The 20,829-nt window shown below is 67.4% G+C and carries 17 protein-coding genes; 15 read left to right on the top strand and 2 right to left on the bottom strand.

Annotation, left to right across the window (positions count from 1 at the left end; translation table 11 throughout):
- The first annotated feature begins 131 nt into the window (after positions 1 to 131).
- The 5 genes from AB0J53_RS43275 to AB0J53_RS43255 all read left to right on the top strand — a co-directional run bounded on the left by AB0J53_RS43275 (position 132) and on the right by AB0J53_RS43255 (position 8,676).
- A complete protein-coding gene (locus AB0J53_RS43275; protein ID WP_364183670.1) occupies positions 132 to 689 on the top strand; it encodes a hypothetical protein in 558 nt (185 codons plus the stop codon).
- Positions 690 to 1,037: 348 nt separating this feature from the next.
- Positions 1,038 to 6,806 carry a LamG-like jellyroll fold domain-containing protein gene (locus AB0J53_RS43270; RefSeq protein WP_364183667.1) on the top strand — a complete coding sequence of 1,923 codons (5,769 nt, stop codon included), beginning with the start codon at positions 1,038 to 1,040 and terminating at the stop codon, positions 6,804 to 6,806.
- Between the two features lie 804 nt (positions 6,807 to 7,610).
- Complete coding sequence (locus tag AB0J53_RS43265; RefSeq protein ID WP_364183664.1) at positions 7,611 to 7,931, top strand: helix-turn-helix domain-containing protein; 321 nt, start codon at positions 7,611 to 7,613, stop codon at positions 7,929 to 7,931.
- Positions 7,928 to 8,155: a winged helix-turn-helix domain-containing protein gene (locus AB0J53_RS43260; protein WP_364183661.1), complete on the top strand. Its 228-nt coding sequence runs from the start codon at positions 7,928 to 7,930 to the stop codon at positions 8,153 to 8,155. The genes AB0J53_RS43265 and AB0J53_RS43260 overlap by 4 nt, the downstream gene beginning before the upstream one ends.
- Positions 8,080 to 8,676: a transposase gene (locus tag AB0J53_RS43255; protein ID WP_364183658.1), complete on the top strand. Its 597-nt coding sequence runs from the start codon at positions 8,080 to 8,082 to the stop codon at positions 8,674 to 8,676. The genes AB0J53_RS43260 and AB0J53_RS43255 overlap by 76 nt, the downstream gene beginning before the upstream one ends.
- Here AB0J53_RS43255 and AB0J53_RS43250 read toward each other — a convergent pair.
- Positions 8,654 to 9,766, bottom strand: coding sequence for a BadF/BadG/BcrA/BcrD ATPase family protein (locus tag AB0J53_RS43250; RefSeq protein ID WP_364183656.1), 1,113 nt, complete (start codon positions 9,764 to 9,766; stop codon positions 8,654 to 8,656). The genes AB0J53_RS43255 and AB0J53_RS43250 overlap by 23 nt on opposite strands.
- A gap of 59 nt (positions 9,767 to 9,825) precedes the next feature.
- Between AB0J53_RS43250 and AB0J53_RS43245 the strand changes: the two genes are divergently transcribed.
- The 6 genes from AB0J53_RS43245 (at position 9,826) to AB0J53_RS43220 (ending at position 15,868) form a co-directional block, all read left to right on the top strand.
- On the top strand, positions 9,826 to 10,710 hold the full coding sequence (locus tag AB0J53_RS43245) for a MurR/RpiR family transcriptional regulator (protein ID WP_364183653.1): 885 nt from the start codon (positions 9,826 to 9,828) through the stop codon (positions 10,708 to 10,710).
- Positions 10,707 to 11,453 (top strand): SIS domain-containing protein, encoded by a 747-nt coding sequence (locus AB0J53_RS43240; protein ID WP_219510174.1) that lies wholly within the window; start codon positions 10,707 to 10,709, stop codon positions 11,451 to 11,453. Before AB0J53_RS43245 ends, AB0J53_RS43240 begins: the two co-directional genes overlap by 4 nt.
- A 114-nt stretch (positions 11,454 to 11,567) precedes the next feature.
- Positions 11,568 to 12,911 (top strand): cellulose binding domain-containing protein, encoded by a 1,344-nt coding sequence (locus tag AB0J53_RS43235; RefSeq protein ID WP_364183651.1) that lies wholly within the window; start codon positions 11,568 to 11,570, stop codon positions 12,909 to 12,911.
- An 11-nt stretch (positions 12,912 to 12,922) separates the two neighbouring features.
- Positions 12,923 to 14,170: an extracellular solute-binding protein gene (locus AB0J53_RS43230; RefSeq protein ID WP_364183648.1), complete on the top strand. Its 1,248-nt coding sequence runs from the start codon at positions 12,923 to 12,925 to the stop codon at positions 14,168 to 14,170.
- 4 nt (positions 14,171 to 14,174) lie between these two features.
- Positions 14,175 to 15,053, top strand: coding sequence for a sugar ABC transporter permease (locus AB0J53_RS43225; protein WP_364183646.1), 879 nt, complete (start codon positions 14,175 to 14,177; stop codon positions 15,051 to 15,053).
- Positions 15,050 to 15,868 (top strand): carbohydrate ABC transporter permease, encoded by an 819-nt coding sequence (locus tag AB0J53_RS43220; protein ID WP_219510177.1) that lies wholly within the window; start codon positions 15,050 to 15,052, stop codon positions 15,866 to 15,868. Before AB0J53_RS43225 ends, AB0J53_RS43220 begins: the two co-directional genes overlap by 4 nt.
- On the opposite strand, the gene AB0J53_RS43215 is transcribed toward AB0J53_RS43220, so the two are convergent.
- The gene (locus tag AB0J53_RS43215) at positions 15,858 to 16,799 is read right to left on the bottom strand and encodes a BadF/BadG/BcrA/BcrD ATPase family protein (RefSeq protein WP_364183644.1); all 942 of its coding nucleotides are present in this window, start codon (positions 16,797 to 16,799) and stop codon (positions 15,858 to 15,860) included. The two genes, AB0J53_RS43220 and AB0J53_RS43215, sit on opposite strands and share 11 nt — an antisense overlap.
- 79 nt (positions 16,800 to 16,878) lie before the next feature.
- On the opposite strand from AB0J53_RS43215, the gene AB0J53_RS43210 reads away from it, so the two are divergent.
- Genes AB0J53_RS43210 through AB0J53_RS43195 form a run of 4 tightly spaced genes read left to right on the top strand, consistent with a single transcriptional unit; the run spans position 16,879 to position 20,828 of the window.
- Positions 16,879 to 17,748, top strand: a complete 870-nt coding sequence (locus AB0J53_RS43210; RefSeq protein WP_364183641.1) for a MurR/RpiR family transcriptional regulator — start codon at positions 16,879 to 16,881, stop codon at positions 17,746 to 17,748.
- The gene (locus AB0J53_RS43205; RefSeq protein ID WP_364183639.1) at positions 17,749 to 18,483 is read left to right on the top strand and encodes an SIS domain-containing protein; all 735 of its coding nucleotides are present in this window, start codon (positions 17,749 to 17,751) and stop codon (positions 18,481 to 18,483) included.
- Between the two features lie 24 nt (positions 18,484 to 18,507).
- Positions 18,508 to 19,917 (top strand): N-acetylglucosamine/diacetylchitobiose ABC transporter substrate-binding protein, encoded by a 1,410-nt coding sequence (gene ngcE, locus AB0J53_RS43200; protein WP_219510180.1) that lies wholly within the window; start codon positions 18,508 to 18,510, stop codon positions 19,915 to 19,917.
- On the top strand, positions 19,917 to 20,828 hold the full coding sequence (locus AB0J53_RS43195; RefSeq protein WP_364183636.1) for a sugar ABC transporter permease: 912 nt from the start codon (positions 19,917 to 19,919) through the stop codon (positions 20,826 to 20,828). The genes ngcE and AB0J53_RS43195 overlap by 1 nt, the downstream gene beginning before the upstream one ends.
- The last annotated feature ends 1 nt before the right edge of the window (position 20,829 follow it).

Raw genomic sequence — 20,829 nt, 5'->3', positions numbered from 1 at the left:
TTCAGTGGCGCGCATTTGTCGCAATGGGGACTGTAACCATAAAACGGATAGTAGCCTTACAGATGCTCTGAGTAATTCATAGCGTGGGCGTCACCAGACCCGGTCCCTCTTTATCGGGAGGTCAGCCCCTCATGCACACCCTCATCCGTGCAGCCGCGCTCACCGCCACAGCCGCCGCCCTGGCCATCGGCGGCACCGTCACGGCCCCTGCCTCCACGGCGGCCGCCGTCGCCCAGTTTCACCCGATGCCGTCCGGAATCTCCTACCTGCCCGCCCGGGTCAACCTGCAGCCGACCGCGTCCGGCACCTGGGTCAACACCCGGCTCGCGGTCACCCTGCCCGAAGCCGGCACCTACTCGCTCGACCTGAACGTCCGCACCAGGCTCTCGGGGGTTCCCCCGGTCAACACGTACATCGTCGGCCGCCTCCGCAACGCCACGACCAACACCCTCCTGCCGCGCAGCGCGCGGATACTCAACCAGATCGCCGACCACACCCGCGCCGGGAACGGCGCCGGTCACATCGGCCAGAACACCACCAGCCCGATCAGCGAGCGGATCACCGTCGACGAGCCGACCAGGATCGTGCTGGAGGTGCGCCGCATCAACAGCCTCGGCCATTCGACCGCCGCCGACGTCTGGAACGACGGCAACGGCCTGACGTCGTTCCGCTTCACCAAGACCGCCTGACGCCCGACGAATCCGACAGGTCCCGTACGCCCTCCCGTACGGGACCTGTCGGCGTCATTTCTTGGTGCCGCTGCCACCGGTGTGCTTTCCGTCGCCCCCTTTTCTGGCGTCCGGCTGAGGCTTGTCTGGGGTGAACGGTTTGTCCTTCTTCGGATCCCGCTCATGCTTGCCCATTGCGCCTCCAGTGCGCTCGTTCCAGTGCTGGCTGTGACCTTACGATCACGCCCTGAAGGCGGCAACCGATCCACCGGAAAAGGGAAACTCGAATTTCCTCTTGCCGAGTAGCCGCACCCGTCTGGAATCGTCGACGACAGGGCAAAAGTTACGGGTTTTTATGTTGATTTTATTGTGATCTACGCCATATTGATCGAATTGGCCTACCGCTCGATGATCAAGCCTGACAATCCAGACTCACGGGGATTGAAGGTGTTTGTGAACGAGTTAGGAAGAAGGGCCCGGCTCCTCAGGAAACCGGGCCGAAGTCTCGTGTCGGCGACGGTGCTCACGGTGGCAGCATCGTTGCTGGTCGCAGGACCAGTCAGACAGGCAGCGGCCGAGCCCGACCCGCAGGAACCCTCAAGTCCGTCGGTCACCACGTTCCCCCGCCCGGAGGACCCCGACGCGGCCCTGCGCGCGGCGGTGGCGGAGGCGAAGCAGCAGAACAAGCCGGTCGCGGTCGAGGCGGCCTACACCGAGACCTCCCGGACATGGGCCTACCCCGATGGGCACCTCACCACAGAGTCCTACTCCGGCCCGAGCCAGCTCAAGCAAGGGGACGGCTCCTGGGCATGGATCGACACGTCCCTCGTCGAGCAGAACGGCGTCCTGAAGCCCAAGCTCGCCAAGGCCAAGCTGCGCCTGTCAACGGGCGGGACCAGCCCGTTCGCGACCATGATGCTGGGCCGGGAGCAGTCGTTCGGGCTGTCCTGGCCGACGCCGTTGCCCGCTCCGCAGATCAAGGGCAACGTGGCGACGTACGTGGGAGTCGCCGGGCCATCGGGCGACCTGGTGGTGACGGCGCTGCCGACCGGGTTCCGACACGACGTCGTGCTGCGGGAGCGCCCCACCGGGCCGGTGGAGTTCCGCATCCCGGTGCAGGCCAAGGGCCTCAAGCTGTCGATGACCAAGTCCGGCGGGCTCAAGCTGAAGGGCGCCGAGGGCAAGAAGGTGGCCTCAGCCCCGGCACCGCTGATGTGGGACGCCGCGGCCGACAAGCCCAGCGCGAACCAGCCGGGCCGGCAGAAGAAGATCAAGACCAGCGTGGAATCGGAGAACGGTTCCTCCGTGCTGGTGCTGAAGCCGGATGCGGCCTGGCTGGCCGATCCGGCGACGAAGTACCCGGTCACCGTTGATCCCACGACCACTCTCGGGATCACGCAGGAGGTCGCCGTCCACTCCCCGAACTCCCAGCGATCGCCGGGCATCGTGGGCAGGTGGAACTACGGCAGCGGCTGTCCGCTCAAGTGCGTCTACACGGAATCGTTCTTCCGCACCCTGATGGCCTTCGACACCGCCCCGATCGCCGGGAAGCAGGTGAGCAAGGCCACTATGCAATTGCAGTTGCGCGCAGATGTGACCAACTGCAGCGAGTTCCAGGGCATCACGGCTCAGCGGATCACCGAGGCGTGGGTGGCCGACGACACCTTCTGGAGCAACCAGCCCGCCACCACGGAGGAAGGCCGCTCCTCGATCGATCCGTGCTCGCTGCCGGGCAGCAACGGTTCGATCTGGAGCTGGAACCTGACCGCGATGGCGCGGCTGTGGGCCTCGGGCACCGCCAACCACGGCTTGCTGCTGAAGCTGAACAACGAGGGGTCGACACCGCAGGGCTACGGCGAGGAGTTCCTGTTCTGGCCGCAGATGTTCACCGGCGGTGTGAAGCCGAAGCTGAGCGTGGACTGGCTCCTGCCTCCGGAGATCCCCACCGTGACCGCCGAGTCCATCGACTCCATGGACGGCAACGACGCGATCGCCCGCAGCACCAACGTCAAGGTGACGTACAAGTCCAGCGTGCCCGAGGCGAAGCCGCTCAACTACACGGTGACGGTCAACGACTCGACCATGCCTCCGCCTGCCGCCCAGCTGCCCACGGGCGAGGCGGCGTTCTGGAAGCTGGACGAAGCCTCCGGCGCCACCGTCACCGACTCCTCCGGCAACAACCGGACCGCCACCCTGACCGGAGCCCACACGCGGGTGCCCGGCCAGCTCGGCCAGGCGGTGACGTTCAGGGGCGGTCATGCCGCGACCACCGGCCCGGTCATCAACACCAATCAGAGCTTCACCGCCACGGCCTGGGTGCGGCTCAACAGCAGCACCGAGGAACAGAACGTCCTGTCGCAGATGGGCGTTCACCAGCCGGGCTTCACACTGTCGTACCGGACGTCCACAGCGCCTGAGTACGACCAGCGCTGGCTGCTGTCGATGCTCGACCAGGATCGTGCCGACCGTATCTACGAGACGCCCATCCAGTCGGCGAACCTGGCGAAGATCGGCGAGTGGACCCACCTGGCCGCCCAGTACGACAAGACCGCGGGCAAGATCCGTCTGTACGTGGACGGCGTGCTGGCCGGCGAACGCGACTACACCGTCAGCTGGAACGCCCAGGGCGCCTTCGAGATCGGCCGCGCCCGTGTCCTGGCGGGGAACCTCGACGGATCCGTGGACGATGTCCACGTCTACCAGCGGGTACTGAGCTCTGACGAGATCCGTACCCTGGTCGGCGTCCCAGGGACGACGACGCACAACAACATCCCGTCCGGGCAGACGCTGGACAAGGTGTTCACGCTGGACAACCCGGCGAGCTTCAAGTTCGTGGTCAAGGCGTGCCGTGCCGGCGTGACCCCGCCCTCTTGCAATGAGAGCCCGGCGTATCGCATCACGTCCGACGCCCCCGTCCTGCCGAGCGACACCGAGACCGGCATGGCTGACCCGATGCAGCCGATTCTCTCGGGCATGGTCGACCGGCCATCAGGAGGACCGGTCACCGCGAAGTACTACCTGTACGACAGCACAGGGGCACCCGTCGGGGCTGTGCCGCTGGGCAGTCGCACGGTCAACGGTGGAGAGCGGGCCTCATTCCAGGTGCCAGCCAACATGGTGCAGCCGGGCAGCACCTACAAGTGGCAGATGACGGCCTGCGTCACCGCGCCAGAGGGACAGACCTCACCACCCGACCCTGACCCGACGCCGACACCCACACCGACACCGACCCCCACGCCAACCCCCACACCCACGCCTTCGGGCCTGGTAGCCGCCTATGGCATGAATGAAGGCGCCGGGACCACCATCGGGGATGTCACAGGTACCAATAACGGCATCGCCAGTGACGCCTCCTGGGTCAACGGCAAGTTCGGAAAGGGCCTGTCCTTCGACGGCGTCTCGAGCTGGGTGAGCGTCAACCACTCCCCGTCTCTGACGATGAGCAACGAATTCACGCTGTCTGCGTGGGTGAACCCCAGCGATGTCGCTGGCTGGCGTACGGTCATTGGCAAGGACAACGAGACCGTATGGGATCTGTCCTACGGCCTGTACGCCTCGAATGGCACCCGCCCTTCCGGCCTGGTCATAACGGAGAACAGCGGAGGAAGTGCCTCTGGTTCCGCTCCCCTCCCGGTTGACACCTGGAGCCACCTCGCCGTCACCTACAATGGCACGACAGTGCGCCTGTTCCTCAACGGGAAACAGGTCGGCGAAAACACGGTCGCTGGCAACGTCGCCGATGACGGTGGCGCGGTTCACATCGGTGGAAACTCTCTCTATGGAGAGTACTTCGAGGGCATCATCGACGAAGTGCGCATCTACAACCGCGCTCAAACGGTGCCCGAAATCGTCAGTGACATGAATGCTGCTCTCGAGTCGGGACATATCCGGGCCGCAGGAGAGGATGCAGTCTCATTTCAGGAATCTGCGATAGGTGATGGACTAACTGAGGTTTGCACCTCGAAGTCTACAGCTAGCAGCTTTGTTACTCCTGGAACGCCTGCGGAGCCAGGTCCTGAGCCTGAGGCCCGAAATCTCATTCTGGGAACTGACAACTTCGTTATTAAAAATGTCAAGACGAGCCCGACCGCCTGCGACGGCTCGCCTTGTCTAGTGAGCGATACGTCAGTTATGGAGATCGGTGGTGCAGGAGACGATAAGACGGCTGCTGCGCTGGGCTTCAAAATGGATGAGCTTCCGAATGGGGCCGCTATATTGGAGGGCTTACTCAAGCTTGGCACCCCGGTATGCTCGGTGGGCCATTGCCCGTCTGATGCTGTCATAACCGCTACCCCGCTAAAAAGCGCCGTTACGGCTGAGTCGAAGGGTTCGGATCTTCCTGGAGACGCTGATACCAGTACCGAGCCATACGTGCTGCCGCTCACTGGCCCGCAAGCCGATATTGCTGGCGGTGAATATCAGTGGCTTCTCCTCACCTCAAACAGTGATGGTGTTATAAGGTTTGCCGACGCGACAGCGGCCGAGCAGCCATCACTGTCTCTCACCTATCTACCAGCGGGCCCTCCCAGTAATGTGCTCAATCTCCAGGCATCCGGCGGCGATTCCGGCATCGTGGCGAGCTGGGGCCTACCCGAATCCAACGGGAGTATTGCCTCGCTGGATGGCTATGATATCGAGATAGGTGACAGTAACGGGAGTATAGTCAAGACATTAGAGGTGCAGGATTCATGGGTTGCGGTGGGCAACCTTGTCAACGGGCAGACATACACCATCAAGGTTCGCGCAAAAACAGCTTATGGTGTTAGTGGCTGGGAGAACGTTGCAGCTACCCCTAAGGAAGTGCCGCCACCTCCCAATCCGGAGGGAGCCTGTAATTCGCCCCTTGGTGCTGTGCGAGAGGCAACGATTGACGCCGCGTCACTAGCAGGTTCTAGGAGCATGGCCGGCCAGGCATACCTCGACCGGGTCCTCGATTACTATCGGGCGCAGGATGCTGTTCTTGAAGGCAGGGCCGAAACGATCTGGGACGCTCCTGGGGTTACCCCAACGGCTCCCAGCACAGCCAAGCTTTCGTTGCTAAATGCGTCCCTGGTGGAGCAGCGAAGGGCGATGGAGCAAGCGGGTGTCAAGCGAACTGGGTCGAGCGTCGAGCTCTCCGACTCAGTTGTCGAAGCCATGGCCGACGGTAGCATCCGGATCACTGTCAAGGTTAAACGCGAATGGGTGGAGGTTTCGGAGGTCGCCGCAAGTTCCACGGCGCAAGTAACGAAGAATGACCAGATAGAGCCCGGTGAGTTCCTTATCTCAATTCATGTCTTTGATCGTTGTGGAGACATGAAGGTCATTCAGGTGCCGCCTGATGTCTACGAGGACAGTACAGACCTGATAGAGACAGATGGGGAATCCTATCTCGCTCAGAAGTTGGCTCTTACTGGTGCGGCTTCTCGGCCAGATACGCAAAGCAAGGCGCAACAGTCTTCTGATCCATGTAGTCCGAGCGTCGCACCGTGGACCTCTATGGGAGGCCCCTCCAGGTCGACACAGCGCTATCAAAAGGGAACCCTTTTCGAGGTCCTCCATAAGGCAGTCTGGAGGGAGTGTAATCCTCGAGATCACACTACGTGGACTGTCAATAAAATCGGCTCCGTCGCAACTCTCTACTACAGTTCATGGTTCATAAATCCTCAAGTAAAAAGAAATGGTCGGTGGATACTCGATAAAAAGCAATGGGCACTGCATAAATATGCACTAGGGCACTCTAGTGCAGATCTGCAGGTAAAGCCTTGTTGGGTCGTCAGGTCGACGAATTTGCAATACAATTTCGAGGCCAGTGGTTCGTGGAGCAAAGACGGCGTCGGGTACTCGGGCGCCGCCGGGGTATCCGTATCTCAATCTGCCGGAAAAGACTGTGGAGACCAACTGCAGCTCATCGGGCAGACAAGCCGGAAAGTTGGGCCGCTGTACGGCAAGGTTGCTTTTCGTACGAGCGTATGGTCGAGCCCTAATGCAGCGGTCGCGGATTGCTGGCAGACCGCGGGAGGAGTCTGCTCCGTCACTCAATTTCGGCTGCAGACAACAGGCACACTCTACTATCGCCCGAGGAGTGGGGGTAGGGACACCAGCGCCAAGAGTACGGGTCCAGCTTCCGGGTGGGTACCTTATGACGGAGGCTGGTAGCCAGTCCTATTCCTTCTCATAGCGCTGCTCCGGCCCCCAGTTGAACTCGAGTTCTGCGGGGGTCGGAGCTCCGTGCTATCAACCCTGAGATGTAGCCACCTTGAGCTTTGTTAGAAGTGAGAATGGCCGAATATGACTCGTTATGCCTGTATGGGTATCTGCCTGGTCTTGATGACAAGCTGCTCGACTAGCAATGATAAAAGTTTTGAGCACGAATATACTACCCCCTCAACTTACTCTATGTCACCTTTGGATAGCCTTATTAAACTTGCCGGCGGCCGTATTCTGCTTCGCCATTCGGGTAACGACCAAGGCTCTACAAATTGGAGTGGGCGCTTCATGAGCGATAGCTCATACACTGTCGCCTTTCAATGCGTCGGAGTGCCTAGTGATGCATCTGTCAAAATTAACACCTCTCGCCTCAGTTATGGCTGCTTAAATGGCCCCAATAAAATCAGAGTCGGTAATTATCCGGCGGGGCGCAAGATTGTTCGCCAGGTTGAAGTCAGCCTCCCAGAGGGGGTGACATGGTGGGGTATCGTAATAACGGAGTCTTAGATTTTTCGAATTATGCTACGACATGTGTGGAACCTCGGGTGCATGACTGATCAAGATATGCTTGATAGCAATGTAACGACAGTGAGTGAGCTTCTCATTCAAGCCTTCTGCCAGCGAAAATCGAACCATCGTGACTGTAAGCTGGCGACGTCTGGCGATGGAGCTCTGCTGCTACAGAGGTTGAAAGGTTGAGGTTCCTCGGCGTGGTTGCGTGCTTTTCGGCAGGTCGGTGACTATGCCGGTGAGATGCGGTATCCGGATGGTGGTGGCCTGACCCCGGCCGCCCGAGCCAAGCGCGAGCAGGTGCGCATGCGAGCCGGGGAGTTGTTCGCTGCCGGGCTGGCGCCCGCTCAGGTGGCCAAGCAGCTGAGAGTCTCCCGCAAGTCCGCCTATACCTGGCATCGGGCCTGGCAGCAGGGCGGGCTGGAAGCCTTGGGGTCCAAAGGGCCGAGCGGGTCCTCTTGCCGCCTGACCGAGCAGCAGGTGGCACTCCTGGAGTACGCCTGGACGCCGGTCCGGCCGCTCATGGCGGGAGCGAGGACCAGCGGTGGACTCTCGCCAGGGTGACCGCGCTGATCGAACAACTGTTCCGGATCTCCTACACCCTGCGCGGCACCTCCTATCTGCTGCACCGGCTCGGCTGGAGTCCCCAGGTGCCGCAGCGGCGCGCCGCCGAGCGCGATGAGGACGCCGTCGCCACCTGGGCGAAGGAGACTTGGCCGAGCGTGGAAAGACCGCGCGGGACCAGGACCCGTGGATCTGCTTCGAAGACGAGGCAGGCCAGTCGCTGAGGCCGCCCAAGGTCCCGCCGGGGACACACCCGGTCATCACCGTCACCGGCAAGGGCTCCGGCCGCGTCTCGGTGGCCGGGCTGATCTGCCTCAAACCCGGTCAGCGCACCCGGCTGATCTACCGGATACTGCTGCATCGCGGCCGCCGCAGCGAGCCGAAAGGTTTCCGTGAGGTCGATTACGCCCTCCTGCTGGATGCCGCCCATCAGCAACTGGGCGGACCGATCGTGCTGGTCTGGGACAACCTCACCACGTACCGGGACGCGCTGATGCGCCGCCTGATCGCCTCCCGGCCCTGGCTGACCGTCTTCTACCTCCCCGCATACGCACCCGAGCTCAACCCGACCGAGGGAGTATGGGCGCACCTCAAACGCAGCCTGGGCAACCTCGCCCCGGCGACTCTTGATCAGCTGGCCTCGCTGGTCCGCAGCCGGCTCAAGCGGATGCAGTACCGGCCAGCTCTGCTCGAGGCCTTCATCGCACACACCGGCCTGACCCTCACCAGCGAAGCGGCGCCATGAACCCTGACCTTTCAATCTCTGTACTCATGGTGAAATGGCTCAGTGCTGCAACGAAGCGGGCATGGCGTTTCTCGGCATCGGCCGGGTCGAGGAACGGCAGAGCCGCGAGCCAGGCCGCCGCGCCGGCCGGGTCTCCCGCCGTGTGGACGGTTCCCAGCAGGGCCCGTACGGAGTCCCGGATCGGGCCCGGTGAGGTGAGGACGCTGCCGGCGAGCACGAGGGGCGAGCCCGGATCGTGTACGCGCAGGGCCGTGGCGGCCAGCAGGTGGGCGGCTTCCGAGGCGATGGCCACGGCCTCCGGGTCGCCGGCGGCTGCGGCTTCGGAGACCAGGGGCGCCAGTTCGGCGAGGGCCAGCGGCGGCCGGGAGTGCACGGCGGCGACCAGGCGGTCAGCCAGGGCCGGACCCAGGGCGGGACCCGGGGCGGGGCCCGGGGCGGGGCCCGGGGCGGGACCCGGGGCGGGACCCGGGGCGGGACCCAGGGTCGGACCCGGGGCCGGATCGTGGGGTGGGGCGGCGGGGAGGAGGCGGCGGGTGACCAGATCAGCCAGGGGTGACGGCCGGCCTTCCGTGAGCGCGTGGAGGGCGGCGCGGGCGGCGGTGCGGCCGAGCCAGAAGCCGGAGCCGTCGTCGCCCAGGAGCCACCCGTAGCCGTCCGAGGTGGCGACGACGGCGCGGCCGGTAATTTTTGCCGCGATGGCCCCCGTCCCCGAAATGAGGACGGTGCCCGATGGGGACGGGGTGCCGGCGCAGAAGGCGGTGACGACGTCGCCGACGTTCCGGACGAGGCGCGGGCGGAGGGCGCGGGGGAGACCGGTCTCCGGGGAGGCGGCGAAGAGCCGCCGGGCCAGGGCGTCGGCGAGGGCGGGGTTGCCGGCCAGGCCGAGGACGACCGACTCCACCAGGGCGGAGTCCGCTCCCGCGAGCGCGGAGGCGATGGCGGACGACACGTTGGCGCAGGCGCGGTCGAGGCCGAGGGTGCCGGGGTTGCCGCCGCCGGCGGTGCCGCGTCCCACTTCCACGCCGTCCACGGTGAAGGCTGCCGCGCGGGTGGAGGTGCCGCCGGCGTCGACGCCCAGAACCAGCCTCATGTCAAGAATTATCGCCGCAAGCCTTGACCAGGCCAAGAGTTGAGCATAATTATCACCACATGGAACTACTCGGCCGCATCAGGACCGAACGGCATGAGATGCCGGAAGCCCTGCGGAAGGTCGCCGACGCCATCCTCGCCGGCCCGGGCGAGGCGGCGCGGCTGACGATCGTGGACCTGGCGGAGCGCAGCGGCACCTCGACCGCGACCATCACCCGGTTCTGCCGGGCGCTGGGCTTCGGCGGCTACGCCGAGTTGCGCGTGGCCGTGGCCACCGAGACCGGGCGGGTCAAGCAGCAGACCTGGCAGACCGACATCGGCCAGGAGATCCTGCCCGGCGACAGCCTGGAGAAGGTGCTGGGCGTGGTGTCGGGCAACGACATCCGGCTGATCCAGGAGACCGGCGACCAGCTCGACCTGGCCGTGGTGGAGAAGGTGGCGCAGGCGGTGGCGGGGGCCGGGCGGGTGCTGCTGTTCGGGGTGTCGAGCAGCGCGGCGGTCGCCAGCGAGATGGAGTACCGGCTGCAGCGGATGCGGGTGCCCACCTGGAGCAGGTCCGACGCGCACAGCGCGCTCACGGACGCGGCGCTGCTCGGGCAGGGCGACGTGGCGATCGGCATCTCGCACAGCGGCCGGACGCGCGAGGTCATCGAGGTGCTGGCGGAGGCCGGGAGCCACGGCGCGATCACGGTCGCGGTGACGTCGCATCCCCGTTCGCCGCTGGCCGAGGTGGCCGAGCTGGTGCTGACGACCGCGAGCCGGGAGACGACGTTCCGGGCCGACGGGTTCGCGGCGATCCATTCGCAGTTGCTGGTGCTGGACGTGGTGTACGTGTCGGTGGCGCAGCGGACGTACGAGCGGACGCGGGAGGCGTTCGACGTGACGGTGCGGGCCGTGGAAGGGCATCGCCTGCCGGAAGACGGACTCCCCGAGGGAGATTTATGACGATAAATCCGCAACAATTCGCCGACCACATCGCCGAGCTCGTCCGGACGATCCCTGACGACCCGGCCATCGAGAAGGCCGCCGAGCTGTTCACCAGGGCGCTGACCAGAGGCGGGGTCATCCAGGCGTTCGGCTCGGGCCACTCCGAGGCGGTCGCCATGGAGATCGCCGGTCGCGCCGGCGGCCTGGTGCCGACCAACCGCCTCGCCCTCCGCGACATCGTCCTGTACGGGGACGCCCCCCGTGAGGCGCTGGACCGCTACGACCTCGAACGCGACCCGGCCGTGGCCCGCGCCATCCTGGAGGCGGCCCCGGTCCACGACGACGACCTGTTCGTGATCATCTCGAACTCCGGCGTGAACGGCGTCGTGGTCGAGCTCGCCACCCTCGTCAAGCAGCGCGGTCACGACCTGATCGCCATCACCTCGCACGCGCACAGCGACGCGGTCGCCTCCCGCCACCCCTCGGGCCGCAAGCTCGCCGACCTGGCCGACGTCGTGCTCGACAACCGGGCCCCGTACGGCGACGCCGTGCTGCCCCTGCCCGACGGAGGCGCCACCGGTGCCGTCTCCACCATCACCTCCGCGCTGATCGCCCAGCTCGTCGTCGCCAGGACGGTGCGCGACCTGCTGGCGGCCGGCCAGGTGCCGCCGGTCTACCTGTCGGCCAACGTGCCGGAGGGCGACGCGCACAACCTCAGGCTGGAAGCGCTGTACGCGGGCCGCATCCGCCGCGGCGCCTGACCCCAGAAGCGCCAGATCCAGAAGCGCGAAATCCAGAAGCACGGAACCCAGGAGCACGACAGCTCTTTTCGGCATGCCATTCGGGGGCCCGCTGAACCAAGGAGAACCCCACCCATGTCCCGAAAAATCGGAAAGATCCTGCTGGCCTTGACCCTCCCCGCCGCCCTCGCCGTGGCCGTCGCCGCTCCGGCCGACGCCGACCAGGCGGTACGCCTCCAGTACCGGACCAGCTCGACCGGCGCCACGACCGCCCAGGCCGAACCCTGGTTCCAGGTCTTCAACGACGGCACGACCTCGATCCCGCTGAACCAGATCAAGATCCGCTACTACCTCAAGGGCGCCGAGTCGTACCGCTTCGCCTGCTCCTGGGCGGTGGTGTCGTGCTCGACGGTCACCGGGCACTTCGTCCCGCAGGCGGACGGCAGGCAGTACCTGGAGGTGGGCTTCACCTCCGGCACGCTGGCCCCCGGGACGAGCACCCGCGACCTGCAGCTCCGCTTCTACCGGGCCGACTGGCAGAGCTTCACGCAGAGCGACGACCCGTCCTTCGGCCCGCACACCTCCTACACGAACTGGGACAAGGCGACCGTGTACGTGAACGGGCAGCTCGCCTGGGGCAACCCCAGCGGCAGCGAGCCGGACCCGGACCCGACCGATCCGCCGGGGCCTGGCGGTGAGCTGTTCGACGACTTCACCTACACGAACGCCTCGGACCCGCGCCTGCAACAGCGCGGCTGGACCGTGCGCTCCAGCCAGGGCGGGCCCGGCGTGCCCGGGGCGACCTGGTCGGCGTCGGCGGTCTCGTTCCCCGGCGGCCTGCTGACGCTGGACTCCTCCACGGACGGCACCGCCTCGGGCACCGTCCAGACCGAGCTGTCCACCGCGAACCGCAAGTTCCACGAGGGCACGTACGCGGCCCGGGTGCGCTTCAGCGACGCGCCGGTGAGCGGCCCGGACGGCGAGCACGTCGTGCAGACGTTCTTCACGATCACCCCGCTCCGCTTCAACCTGGACCCGGACTACGGCGAGCTGGACTTCGAGTATCTGCCGAACGGCGGCTGGGGCGAGCCGGCGAACATCCTGTATGCGACGAGCTGGGAGACCTACCAGGGCGACCCGTGGCAGGCCGTCAACACGCACACCGAGGAGCGCACGAGCTTCGCGGGCTGGCACGACCTGGTGATCCAGGTGTCCGGCGGCCACATCAAGTACTACGTCGACGGCCGTCTGTTCGCCGACCACAGCGGGATCTACTACCCCGAGACGCCCATGTGGATCATGTTCAACCAGTGGTTCATCGACCTCCAGGCGGCGACCGGGACGCGCACGTACCGGCAGCAGGTCGACTGGGTCTACCACGCCAAGAACGAGGTCCTCTCGCCCGCGCAGATCCAGAGCAGGGTGGGCGCATTCCGCACCGCCGGCACCGCCTTCCAGGACACCGTTCCGAACCCGTGACGAGGAAAGCCATGAAGAACCGCATCCTGGCCCTGGCCGCCGTGTTCGCGCTGGGCGCGTGCGGCGGCGGCGGTGGGCAGCAGGAGCCCACCGGCCCCGCCAGGCTGACCGTCTGGATCATGGACGGCAGCGTCACGCAGGACCTGCTCAAGACGTTCGAGACCCGCTACGAGGCCGAGCACCCGGACGTGGACCTGGCCCTGCAGATCCAGCCCTGGGACGGCATCGGCGAGCGCGTCACCGCCGCGCTGGCCAGCACCGACGCGCCCGACGTGATCGAGGTGGGCAACACCCAGGTCGCCCAGTACGCGGCCAGCGGCGGCGTCACCGACCTGACCGCCAGGATCGCCGACCTCCAGGGCGAGGACTGGCTCCCGGGCCTGGCCCAGCCGGGGAAGATCGACGGCAAGCAGTACGGAATCCCCTGGTACGCCGCGAACCGGGTGGTCGTCTACAACAAGGACCTGTTCGCCGAGGCGGACATCGACGAGCCCCCGAAAACGAGGGACGAATGGCTAAATATCACCAAAAAGCTGAACAAAGGCGGTAACCAGGGCATCTATCTGACCGGCCAGACCTGGTACGCCCTCGCCGGGTTCGTCTGGGACGAGGGCGGCGACCTGGCGATCCAGGAGGGCGGCGCCTGGAAGGGCGTGCTCGACACCCCGCAGGCCCTGGCCGGCATGGAGTTCTACCAGCGGCTCCAGGCCCTCGGCAAGGGCCCGAAGGACGCCGACGAGGCCAACCCGCCCCAGCACGAGGTGTTCGCCCAGGGCAAGGTGGCGCAGATCATCGCCGCCCCGGGCATCGCAGCGCGCGTCCTGGAGGTCGAACCCGGCTTCAAGGACAAGCTCGGCTTCTTCCCCATCCCCGGCAAGACGCCCGACACGCCCGGCGCGGTCTTCACCGGCGGCTCCGACCTGATCGTCCCGGTCGCCTCCCGGCACCAGGAGCAGGCGTACGAGGTCGTCAAGGCGCTGACCGGCGAGCGGTTCCAGACGGAGCTGGCCAAGGAGATGGCCTTCGTGCCCAACCGCACGTCGCTGGCCGGCGTGCTGGCCGGTGACGAGGCGACGGCCGCGATGGCAGCCGGCGCCGCGCAGGGCCGCGCGACGCCCAACACCCCCAACTGGGCGGCCGTCGAGGCCACCTCGGTCATCAAGCAGTACATGACCGCGGTGCTCACCGGCGGCGACCCGCGGGCGGAGGCCCGCAAGGTCTCCGAGTCCATCACCACGACGCTCAACAGCGGGTCCTGAGCCCGTGCGCAACCGTTCGCTCTGGCCCTACCTGCTCATCGCGCCCACGGTGGCGGGTGGGGCCTTCCTCCTGCTCTATCCGATGCTCAAGGCCGCGCTGATCTCGCTGCAGCACTTCCGGATGGGCGAGCTCATCCGGGGCGGCGCCGAGTTCGTCGGCCTCGGCAACTACGCCGAGCTCCTGGCGGGCGCCGAGTTCTGGCAGGTCGTGCTCCGCACTCTCGCGTGGACCGCGATCAACGTGGTGCTCATCGTGGTGCTGTCCACCGGCGTCGCGCTCATGCTGGTACGGCTGCGGCGCGGCATGCGGCTGGCCCTGATGAGCGCGCTGGCGCTGGCCTGGGCCACCCCGGTGATCGCGGCCACCACGGTCTTCCAGTGGCTGTTCCAGTCGGAGCTGGGCGTGGTCAACTGGGCGCTGGCCTCGCTCGGGTTCGAGTCGTTCCGCGGCTACACCTGGTTCGCCGACGGCGCCGCGACGTTCGCCGTGCTGGTGGTCCTGGTGGTGTGGCAGTCGGTGCCGTTCGGCGCGCTCACCCTCTACGCCGGGCTGACGACCATCCCGGGAGAGCTGTACGAGTCGGCCAGGATCGACGGGGGCACCGGCTGGCAGGTGTTCTGGCGGGTCACGCTGCCGATGCTGCGCCAGCTGTTCGCCCTGATCGTCGCGCTGGAGGTGATCTGGGTGGCCAAGTGCTTCCCGCAGATCTGGGTGCTCTCGCAGGGCGGGCCCGACGGCGCCACGACCACCCTGCCCGTCTACGCGTTCAAGATCGCCCGGGTGCTGCACCGGTACGACCTGGGCTCGGCCGTGGCCCTGCTCACCGTCGTCCTGCTGGCCGTGGCCCTGGTCGCCAACCTGCGACGGATGGTGCGCTCATGAGAAGGCTCGCGCTCAACGCCGCCGCGCTCGCCGTGCTGGTGATGACGATCTTCCCCGTCTACTGGATGTTCCTGACGGCCTTCAAGCCGACCCGCGACATCCAGGCGCGTACGCCGTCGTTCTGGCCGTCCGCGCCGACGCTGGAGCACTTCGTCACCGCCGTGAACGCGCCCGGGTTCTGGACCTACTGGCGCAACAGCCTGCTCGTGACCGTCGTGGCCGTGCTGCTGGCGCTCGTGGTGGCGCTGCTGGCGGCGTTCGCGGTCACCAGGATGCGCTGGCGGGGACGCGGCGCGTTCGTGGTGATGGTGTTCGCCGCGCAGATGGCGCCGTGGGAGGCGCTGCTGGTGCCGGTGTTCATCATCGCCAGGGACACCGAGCTGCTGGACTCGCTGGCGATGCTGACCGGCGTCTACTTCATGATCACGCTGCCGTTCACGATCGTGACCCTGCGCGGGTTCCTCGCCGCGATCCCGCTGGAGCTGGAGGAGGCGGCGCAGGTCGACGGGTGCAGCCGGCTGGTGGCCTTCCGCCGGGTGGTGTTCCCGCTGCTGGCGCCGGGGCTGATGGCGACCTCGCTGTTCGGGTTCATCACCGCGTGGAACGAATTCGCGTTCGTCAACGTGCTGATCATCAAGGAGCAGGACCGGCGCACGCTGCCGGTGTGGCTGTCGTCGTTCCGCGACGTGTTCGGCACCGACTGGGGCGCCACGATGGCCGCGGCCAGCCTGTTCGCGCTGCCCGCGCTGCTGCTCTTCCTCTTCCTGCAGCGCAGGGTCGGCGTCGGGATGACCGCGGGGGCCGTCAAGGGGTGAAGCGGGGGTGCAGCGCCGCGCGCTCGCCCTCCGGCAGCAGGTCGAAGGCGGCCAGCCAGGCCGCGCCGCCCGCCGCGTCGCGCGCCGTCGTCACCGTCTCACCCTCCAGCAACCCGAGCACGGCCTCCCGTACCGGCCCGGCGTTGGTCAGGACGCTGCCCGCCAGCACGATCGGCCCGCCCTGGTGGACCCGCCCGAGCGTGTCCACCAGGTGCGCGGCGGCCTGGCGGGCGATGCCGAGCGCCACCGGGTCGCCCTCGGCGGCGGCCCGGCTCACCGGCGCGGCCAGCTCGGCCAGGCGCATGTGGGCCGCCTGCGCGACCCGTACGAGACGGTCGGCGCTCTCGCGGGCGGTGGCGCCGCGCTCGGCGCCGAGGAAGTGGCCGAGCACGAGCTCGGTCAGGAGGGAGGGCGGCTCGTCGCGGTCCAGGGCGGCGACGACGGCCTTGGCGGCGGCGCGGCCGATCCAGAAGCCCGAGCCCGCGTCGCCGAGCAGCCAGCCGAGCCCGTCGGCGACCGCGGCGCGGTGATGGTGACCGGCGACGCGGGCGGCGATGGCGCCGGTGCCCGACAGCAGGAGGGTGCCGTCCGGCTCCGGGGTGCCGGCCACGTACGCGATCTCGGTGTCGCCCCTGACCTGCGGCCCCGCCGGGATGCCCAGCTCCGCCCAGACCTTGCCCAGTGCCGGCTCCAGCTCGCGGACGTGGCCCGCGACGCCCGCCAGGGAGGCGACCACGCGGGAGCCCGGATGCGTGCCGAGCGCCTCGCGCGTGGCGGCGGCGATGGCGGCCACCGCGCTGTCGAGCCCGTGGGCCGTGGGGTTGCCGGCGCCCGCGCGCGCGTAGCCCAGCCGGGTGCCGTCGAGGGCGTGCACGGCCACGCGGGAGGAGGTCGCGCCGGCGTCGACGCCGATCACGAGCGAATAAGTCACGATCAGATTGTGGGTCTTGACGTGACCGAGAAGCAAGAATAATTTTCGCCAGAAGACCGGGTATCCGGAAGGAATATTCGTGACTTCAGGAGCGCTGGGGCGCGTCGAGACCGAGTTGCCCGGCCTGCCGGAGGCGCTGAGGCGCGTCGGCGAGGTGATTCTCGGCGACCCGGCCGAGGCCGCCCGTTCGACGATCATCGCGCTGGCCGAGCGGGCCGGCAGCTCACCCGCGACCGTGACGAGGTTCTGCCGGGCGTTCGGCTTCTCCGGCTACGCCGAGCTGAGGGTGGCGCTGGCGACCGAGACGGGCCGGGCCGCGCAGGCCGGCTGGGGCGCGGGCGTCGGGCACGAGATCGGCCCCGACGACCCCATAGACGCCGCCATCGAGGTGATGGCCGCCGCCGACGCCCGGCTCATCCAGGACACCGCCGCCCAGCTCGACGCGTCCGTGGTCTCGACGGTGGCCGACCGCGTGGTCGCCGCCCGCCGGGTGCTCCTGGTCGGCGTCTCCACCAGCGGCAACGTGGCGACCATGCTCGAAGGGCGGCTGCGCCGGATCGGCATCCCGTGCTGGAGCGCGGGCGACGCGCACGTGGCGCTGTCGGAGGCGGCGCTGCTGCGCGACGGCGACGTGGCGATCGGCATCAGCCACCGGGGCCGCACCCGCGAGGTCATGGAGTCGCTGGCCGAGGCCGGCAGCCACGGCGCGCTGACGGTCGCGGTGACCTCGTTCGCCCGCTCCCCGCTGGCGGAGCTGGCCGACCTGGTGCTCACCACCGCGAGCAGGGAGACCACGTTCCGGCTCGGCGGGCTGGCCGCCGTCCACTCGCAACTGTTCGTGCTCGACGCCGTCTACGTGGCGGTCGCGCAGCGCACGTACGAGCGCACCAACGAGGCGTTCGAGCTCACGATCAGCGCCGTGGAGAGCCACCGCGTGGAGAGAGGCTGAATGACGTACGCATCCAAGGCCCTGGAGACGGCCCGCCGGGTGGCCGAATCGCAGGTGGAGCAGGTCGGGCAGGCCGCAGAGGCCATCGTGACGTCGCTGCGCGCCGGGGGAGTGGTCAACGCGTTCGGGTCCGGGCACTCCGAGGCGATCGCGATGGAGATCGCCGGCCGGGCCGGCGGACTGGTGCCGAGCAACCGGCTCACCCCGCGCGACCTTGTCCTGTACGGCGGGGAGCCGCCGAGCGTGCTCACCCCCGAGCTGGAACGCGACCCGGCGATCGCGCACCGGATCTACGAGCTGGCGCCGGTGGAGCCGCAGGACGTGTTCGTGCTCGTCTCCAGCTCCGGCGTGAACGGCGCCGTCGTCGAGCTGGCCACGCTCGTCAAGGAACGCGGCCACCCGCTGATCGCGATCACCTCCGTCAGCCACAGCGTCCGCATGACCTCGCGCCACCCGTCGGGCCGCAAGCTGCTCGACCTGGCCGACATCGTGCTGGACAACGGCTCCCCCTACGGCGACGCGATCCTGGAGCTGCCCGGGGGCGGCAGCTACGGCGCGGTCTCCACGATCACCTCGGCGCTGCTCGCCCAGATGGTGGTCACCGAGGCGGTCGAGCGGCTGGTGGCGCTCGGCCAGACGCCGCCCGTCTACCTGTCGGTCAACGTGGCCGGCGGCGACGAGCACAACAAGGCACTGGAAAGCCGCTACGCAGGGCGCATCAGGCGCGGAACATGAAGTAGCCCAAGGAGTAGAACAGCAATGTCGAACACCCCCCACATCACCCGGCGCGGTCTCCTCCGCGCCGCCGCCCTGGCCCCGATGGCGGGCGCGCTCGCCGCCTGCGCCACCCCCGCCCAGCAGGCGCCCACGGCCTCGGCCGCGCCGGCCGCCACGAGCGCGGCCAACCCGTTCGGCGTGGCCGCCGACAAGCCGCTGGAGATCTGGATCTTCGACGGCGGGTTCGGCAACAAGTACGCCACCGACATCCACCAGCCGCTGTTCAAGTCGAAGTACCCGCAGGTGGAGATCAAGCACAACGCCACCAAGGAGATCACCAAGGTCCTGCAGCCGCGCTTCGCCGGCGGCAACCCGCCCGACGTCATCGACAACTCCGGCGCCAACGCGATGGACATGGGCGCGCTCGCCCAGGACGGCCAGCTCCAGGACCTGACCCCGCTGCTCGACGCGCCAAGCTGGGACGACCCCAACGTCAAGGTCCGCGACATCCTCGACCCGGCCGTGACCGAGTTCGGCACCTACGACGGCAAGTTCAGCGTCCTCGGCTACGTCAACTACATCCACGGCATCTGGTACTCGCAGAAGGCCTTCCGCGACAACGGCTGGGAGATCCCCAAGACCTGGGACGCCTTCCTCGCCCTCTGCGAGACGATCAAGAAGTCCGGCAAGATGGCGCCGTTCACCTACGCGGGCAAGCACCCGCAGTACCTGTACGAGCCGCTGCTGACCATGGCCGCCAAGATCGGCGGCAACGAGGTGCTGGTCAACATCGACAACCTGGCCGACGGCGCCTGGTCGGCCGAGCCGGTCAGGCAGGCGGCGGAGGCGTGGGCCGAGGTCGGCGCCAAGTACCTCATGGAGGGCACCACCGGCCTCGACCACGTGCAGACCCAGACGGCCCAGAACAAGTACCAGGTCGCGATGCTGCCCTCCGGCTCCTGGCTGGAGAACGAGCAGAAGGACACCACGCCCGACGACTTCGAGTACGGCATGTTCCCCATCCCCGACTTCACCTCCTCGGACAAGATGCCGTACGGCACCCTGCACACCCAGCCGGGCGAGTCGTTCATCGTCCCGTCGAAGGGCGCCAACCCGCAGGGCGGCATGGAGTACCTGCGCGCGATGCTGTCGAAGAAGGCGGCCGGCGACTTCAGCGAGCTCGTCCGCACGGTGTCCGTGGTCAAGGGCGCCGGCGAGGGCCGCAACCTGACGCCGGGCGCGCAGAGCGCCACCGACGCGCTCGCCGCCGCCGGCGCCAACACCGTCTACTACCGCTGGCGCACCTGGTACGCCCAGCTGCACGACGAGGCCGTGGCCGCCACCGGCCAGCTCATGTCCGGCGGCGTCACCCCCGCCAAGTACGTGGAGCGCCTGCAGAAGAAGGCCGACGAGATCAAGAACGACTCCTCGATCAAGAAGTACACGCGCTGATGTTCAACGCCTATCGCCGGGGCCTGTTCATCACCGCGTTCCTGGCGGCCCCGGTGACGCTCTACCTGGTGTACGTGATCTCCCCGTACATCCAGGCGTTCTACATCGCGATGACGGACTGGCGGGGCGTCAGCGCCACGCCGAACTTCGTCGGGCTGGACAACTTCGTCAGGCTGTTCGCCGACGGCGTCTTCTGGAAGGCGGTCACGCACAACGCGGCCCTGCTCGTGCTGCTGCCGCTCATCACGATCGTCATCGCCCTGTTCTTCGCGTTCCTGCTCAACGTGGGCAGCGGAGGGCGGGGCGTGGGCGGCGTGCCCGGGTCGAAGTTCTACCGCGTGGTGTTCTTCTTCCCGCAGGTGCTGGCCGTGACCGTGGTGGCGGTGCTGTTCCAGCAGGTGTTCCGGCCCGACGACAGCGGCATGCTGAACGCGCCGCTGATGGCGCTCGGGCTGGGCCCGGTCTCCTTCCTGTCCGATCCTGGCATCGCGTTCTGGTCGGTGCTCGGCGTCATGGTGTGGCAGGCGGTCGGCTTCTACGTGGTGCTGTTCTCCGCCGGGCTGGCCTCGATCCCGCGTGACATGTTCGAGGCCGCCTCCATCGACGGCGCAGGGCGGGTGAGCCTGTTCTTCCGCATCACGCTGCCGCTGCTGTGGGACACCGTCCAGGTCGCCTGGGTCTACCTCGGCATCCTGGCGCTGGACGTGTTCGCGATCGTGTGGGTGATGACCGACCAGCAGGGCGGCCCCGACTACTCCACGACCGTGATGGCGACGGAGATCTACCGCAACGCGTTCGAGTACTTCCGCTTCGGCTACGCCTCGGCGCTGGGCGTCGTGATGTTCTTCTTCACCATCGGCTTCGCGATCCTGTCGCTGCGGCTGTCGCGTCGTGAGCGAATCGAGTACTGAG

The organism is Nonomuraea sp. NPDC049725 (assembly GCF_040674795.1).
Lineage (GTDB): Bacteria > Actinomycetota > Actinomycetes > Streptosporangiales > Streptosporangiaceae > Nonomuraea > Nonomuraea ceibae.
Note: the sequence above shows the minus strand (reverse complement) of the source record. Positions and strands in the feature narration are given on the sequence as shown.

What these genes read in the sequence shown, in the direction of transcription:
- AB0J53_RS43265 (WP_364183664.1), top strand. Translation starts at nt 7,611, where the DNA reads ATGCGGTATCCGGATGGTGGTGGCCTGACCCCGGCCGCCCGAGCCAAG.
- AB0J53_RS43205 (WP_364183639.1), top strand. Translation starts at nt 17,749, where the DNA reads ATGACGTACGCATCCAAGGCCCTGGAGACGGCCCGCCGGGTGGCCGAA.
- ngcE (WP_219510180.1), top strand. Translation starts at nt 18,508, where the DNA reads ATGTCGAACACCCCCCACATCACCCGGCGCGGTCTCCTCCGCGCCGCC.
- AB0J53_RS43245 (WP_364183653.1), top strand. Translation starts at nt 9,826, where the DNA reads ATGGAACTACTCGGCCGCATCAGGACCGAACGGCATGAGATGCCGGAA.
- AB0J53_RS43230 (WP_364183648.1), top strand. Translation starts at nt 12,923, where the DNA reads ATGAAGAACCGCATCCTGGCCCTGGCCGCCGTGTTCGCGCTGGGCGCG.
- AB0J53_RS43240 (WP_219510174.1), top strand. Translation starts at nt 10,707, where the DNA reads ATGACGATAAATCCGCAACAATTCGCCGACCACATCGCCGAGCTCGTC.
- AB0J53_RS43195 (WP_364183636.1), top strand. Translation starts at nt 19,917, where the DNA reads ATGTTCAACGCCTATCGCCGGGGCCTGTTCATCACCGCGTTCCTGGCG.
- AB0J53_RS43235 (WP_364183651.1), top strand. Translation starts at nt 11,568, where the DNA reads ATGTCCCGAAAAATCGGAAAGATCCTGCTGGCCTTGACCCTCCCCGCC.
- AB0J53_RS43250 (WP_364183656.1), bottom strand. Translation starts at nt 9,766, where the DNA reads ATGAGGCTGGTTCTGGGCGTCGACGCCGGCGGCACCTCCACCCGCGCG.
- AB0J53_RS43220 (WP_219510177.1), top strand. Translation starts at nt 15,050, where the DNA reads ATGAGAAGGCTCGCGCTCAACGCCGCCGCGCTCGCCGTGCTGGTGATG.
- AB0J53_RS43275 (WP_364183670.1), top strand. Translation starts at nt 132, where the DNA reads ATGCACACCCTCATCCGTGCAGCCGCGCTCACCGCCACAGCCGCCGCC.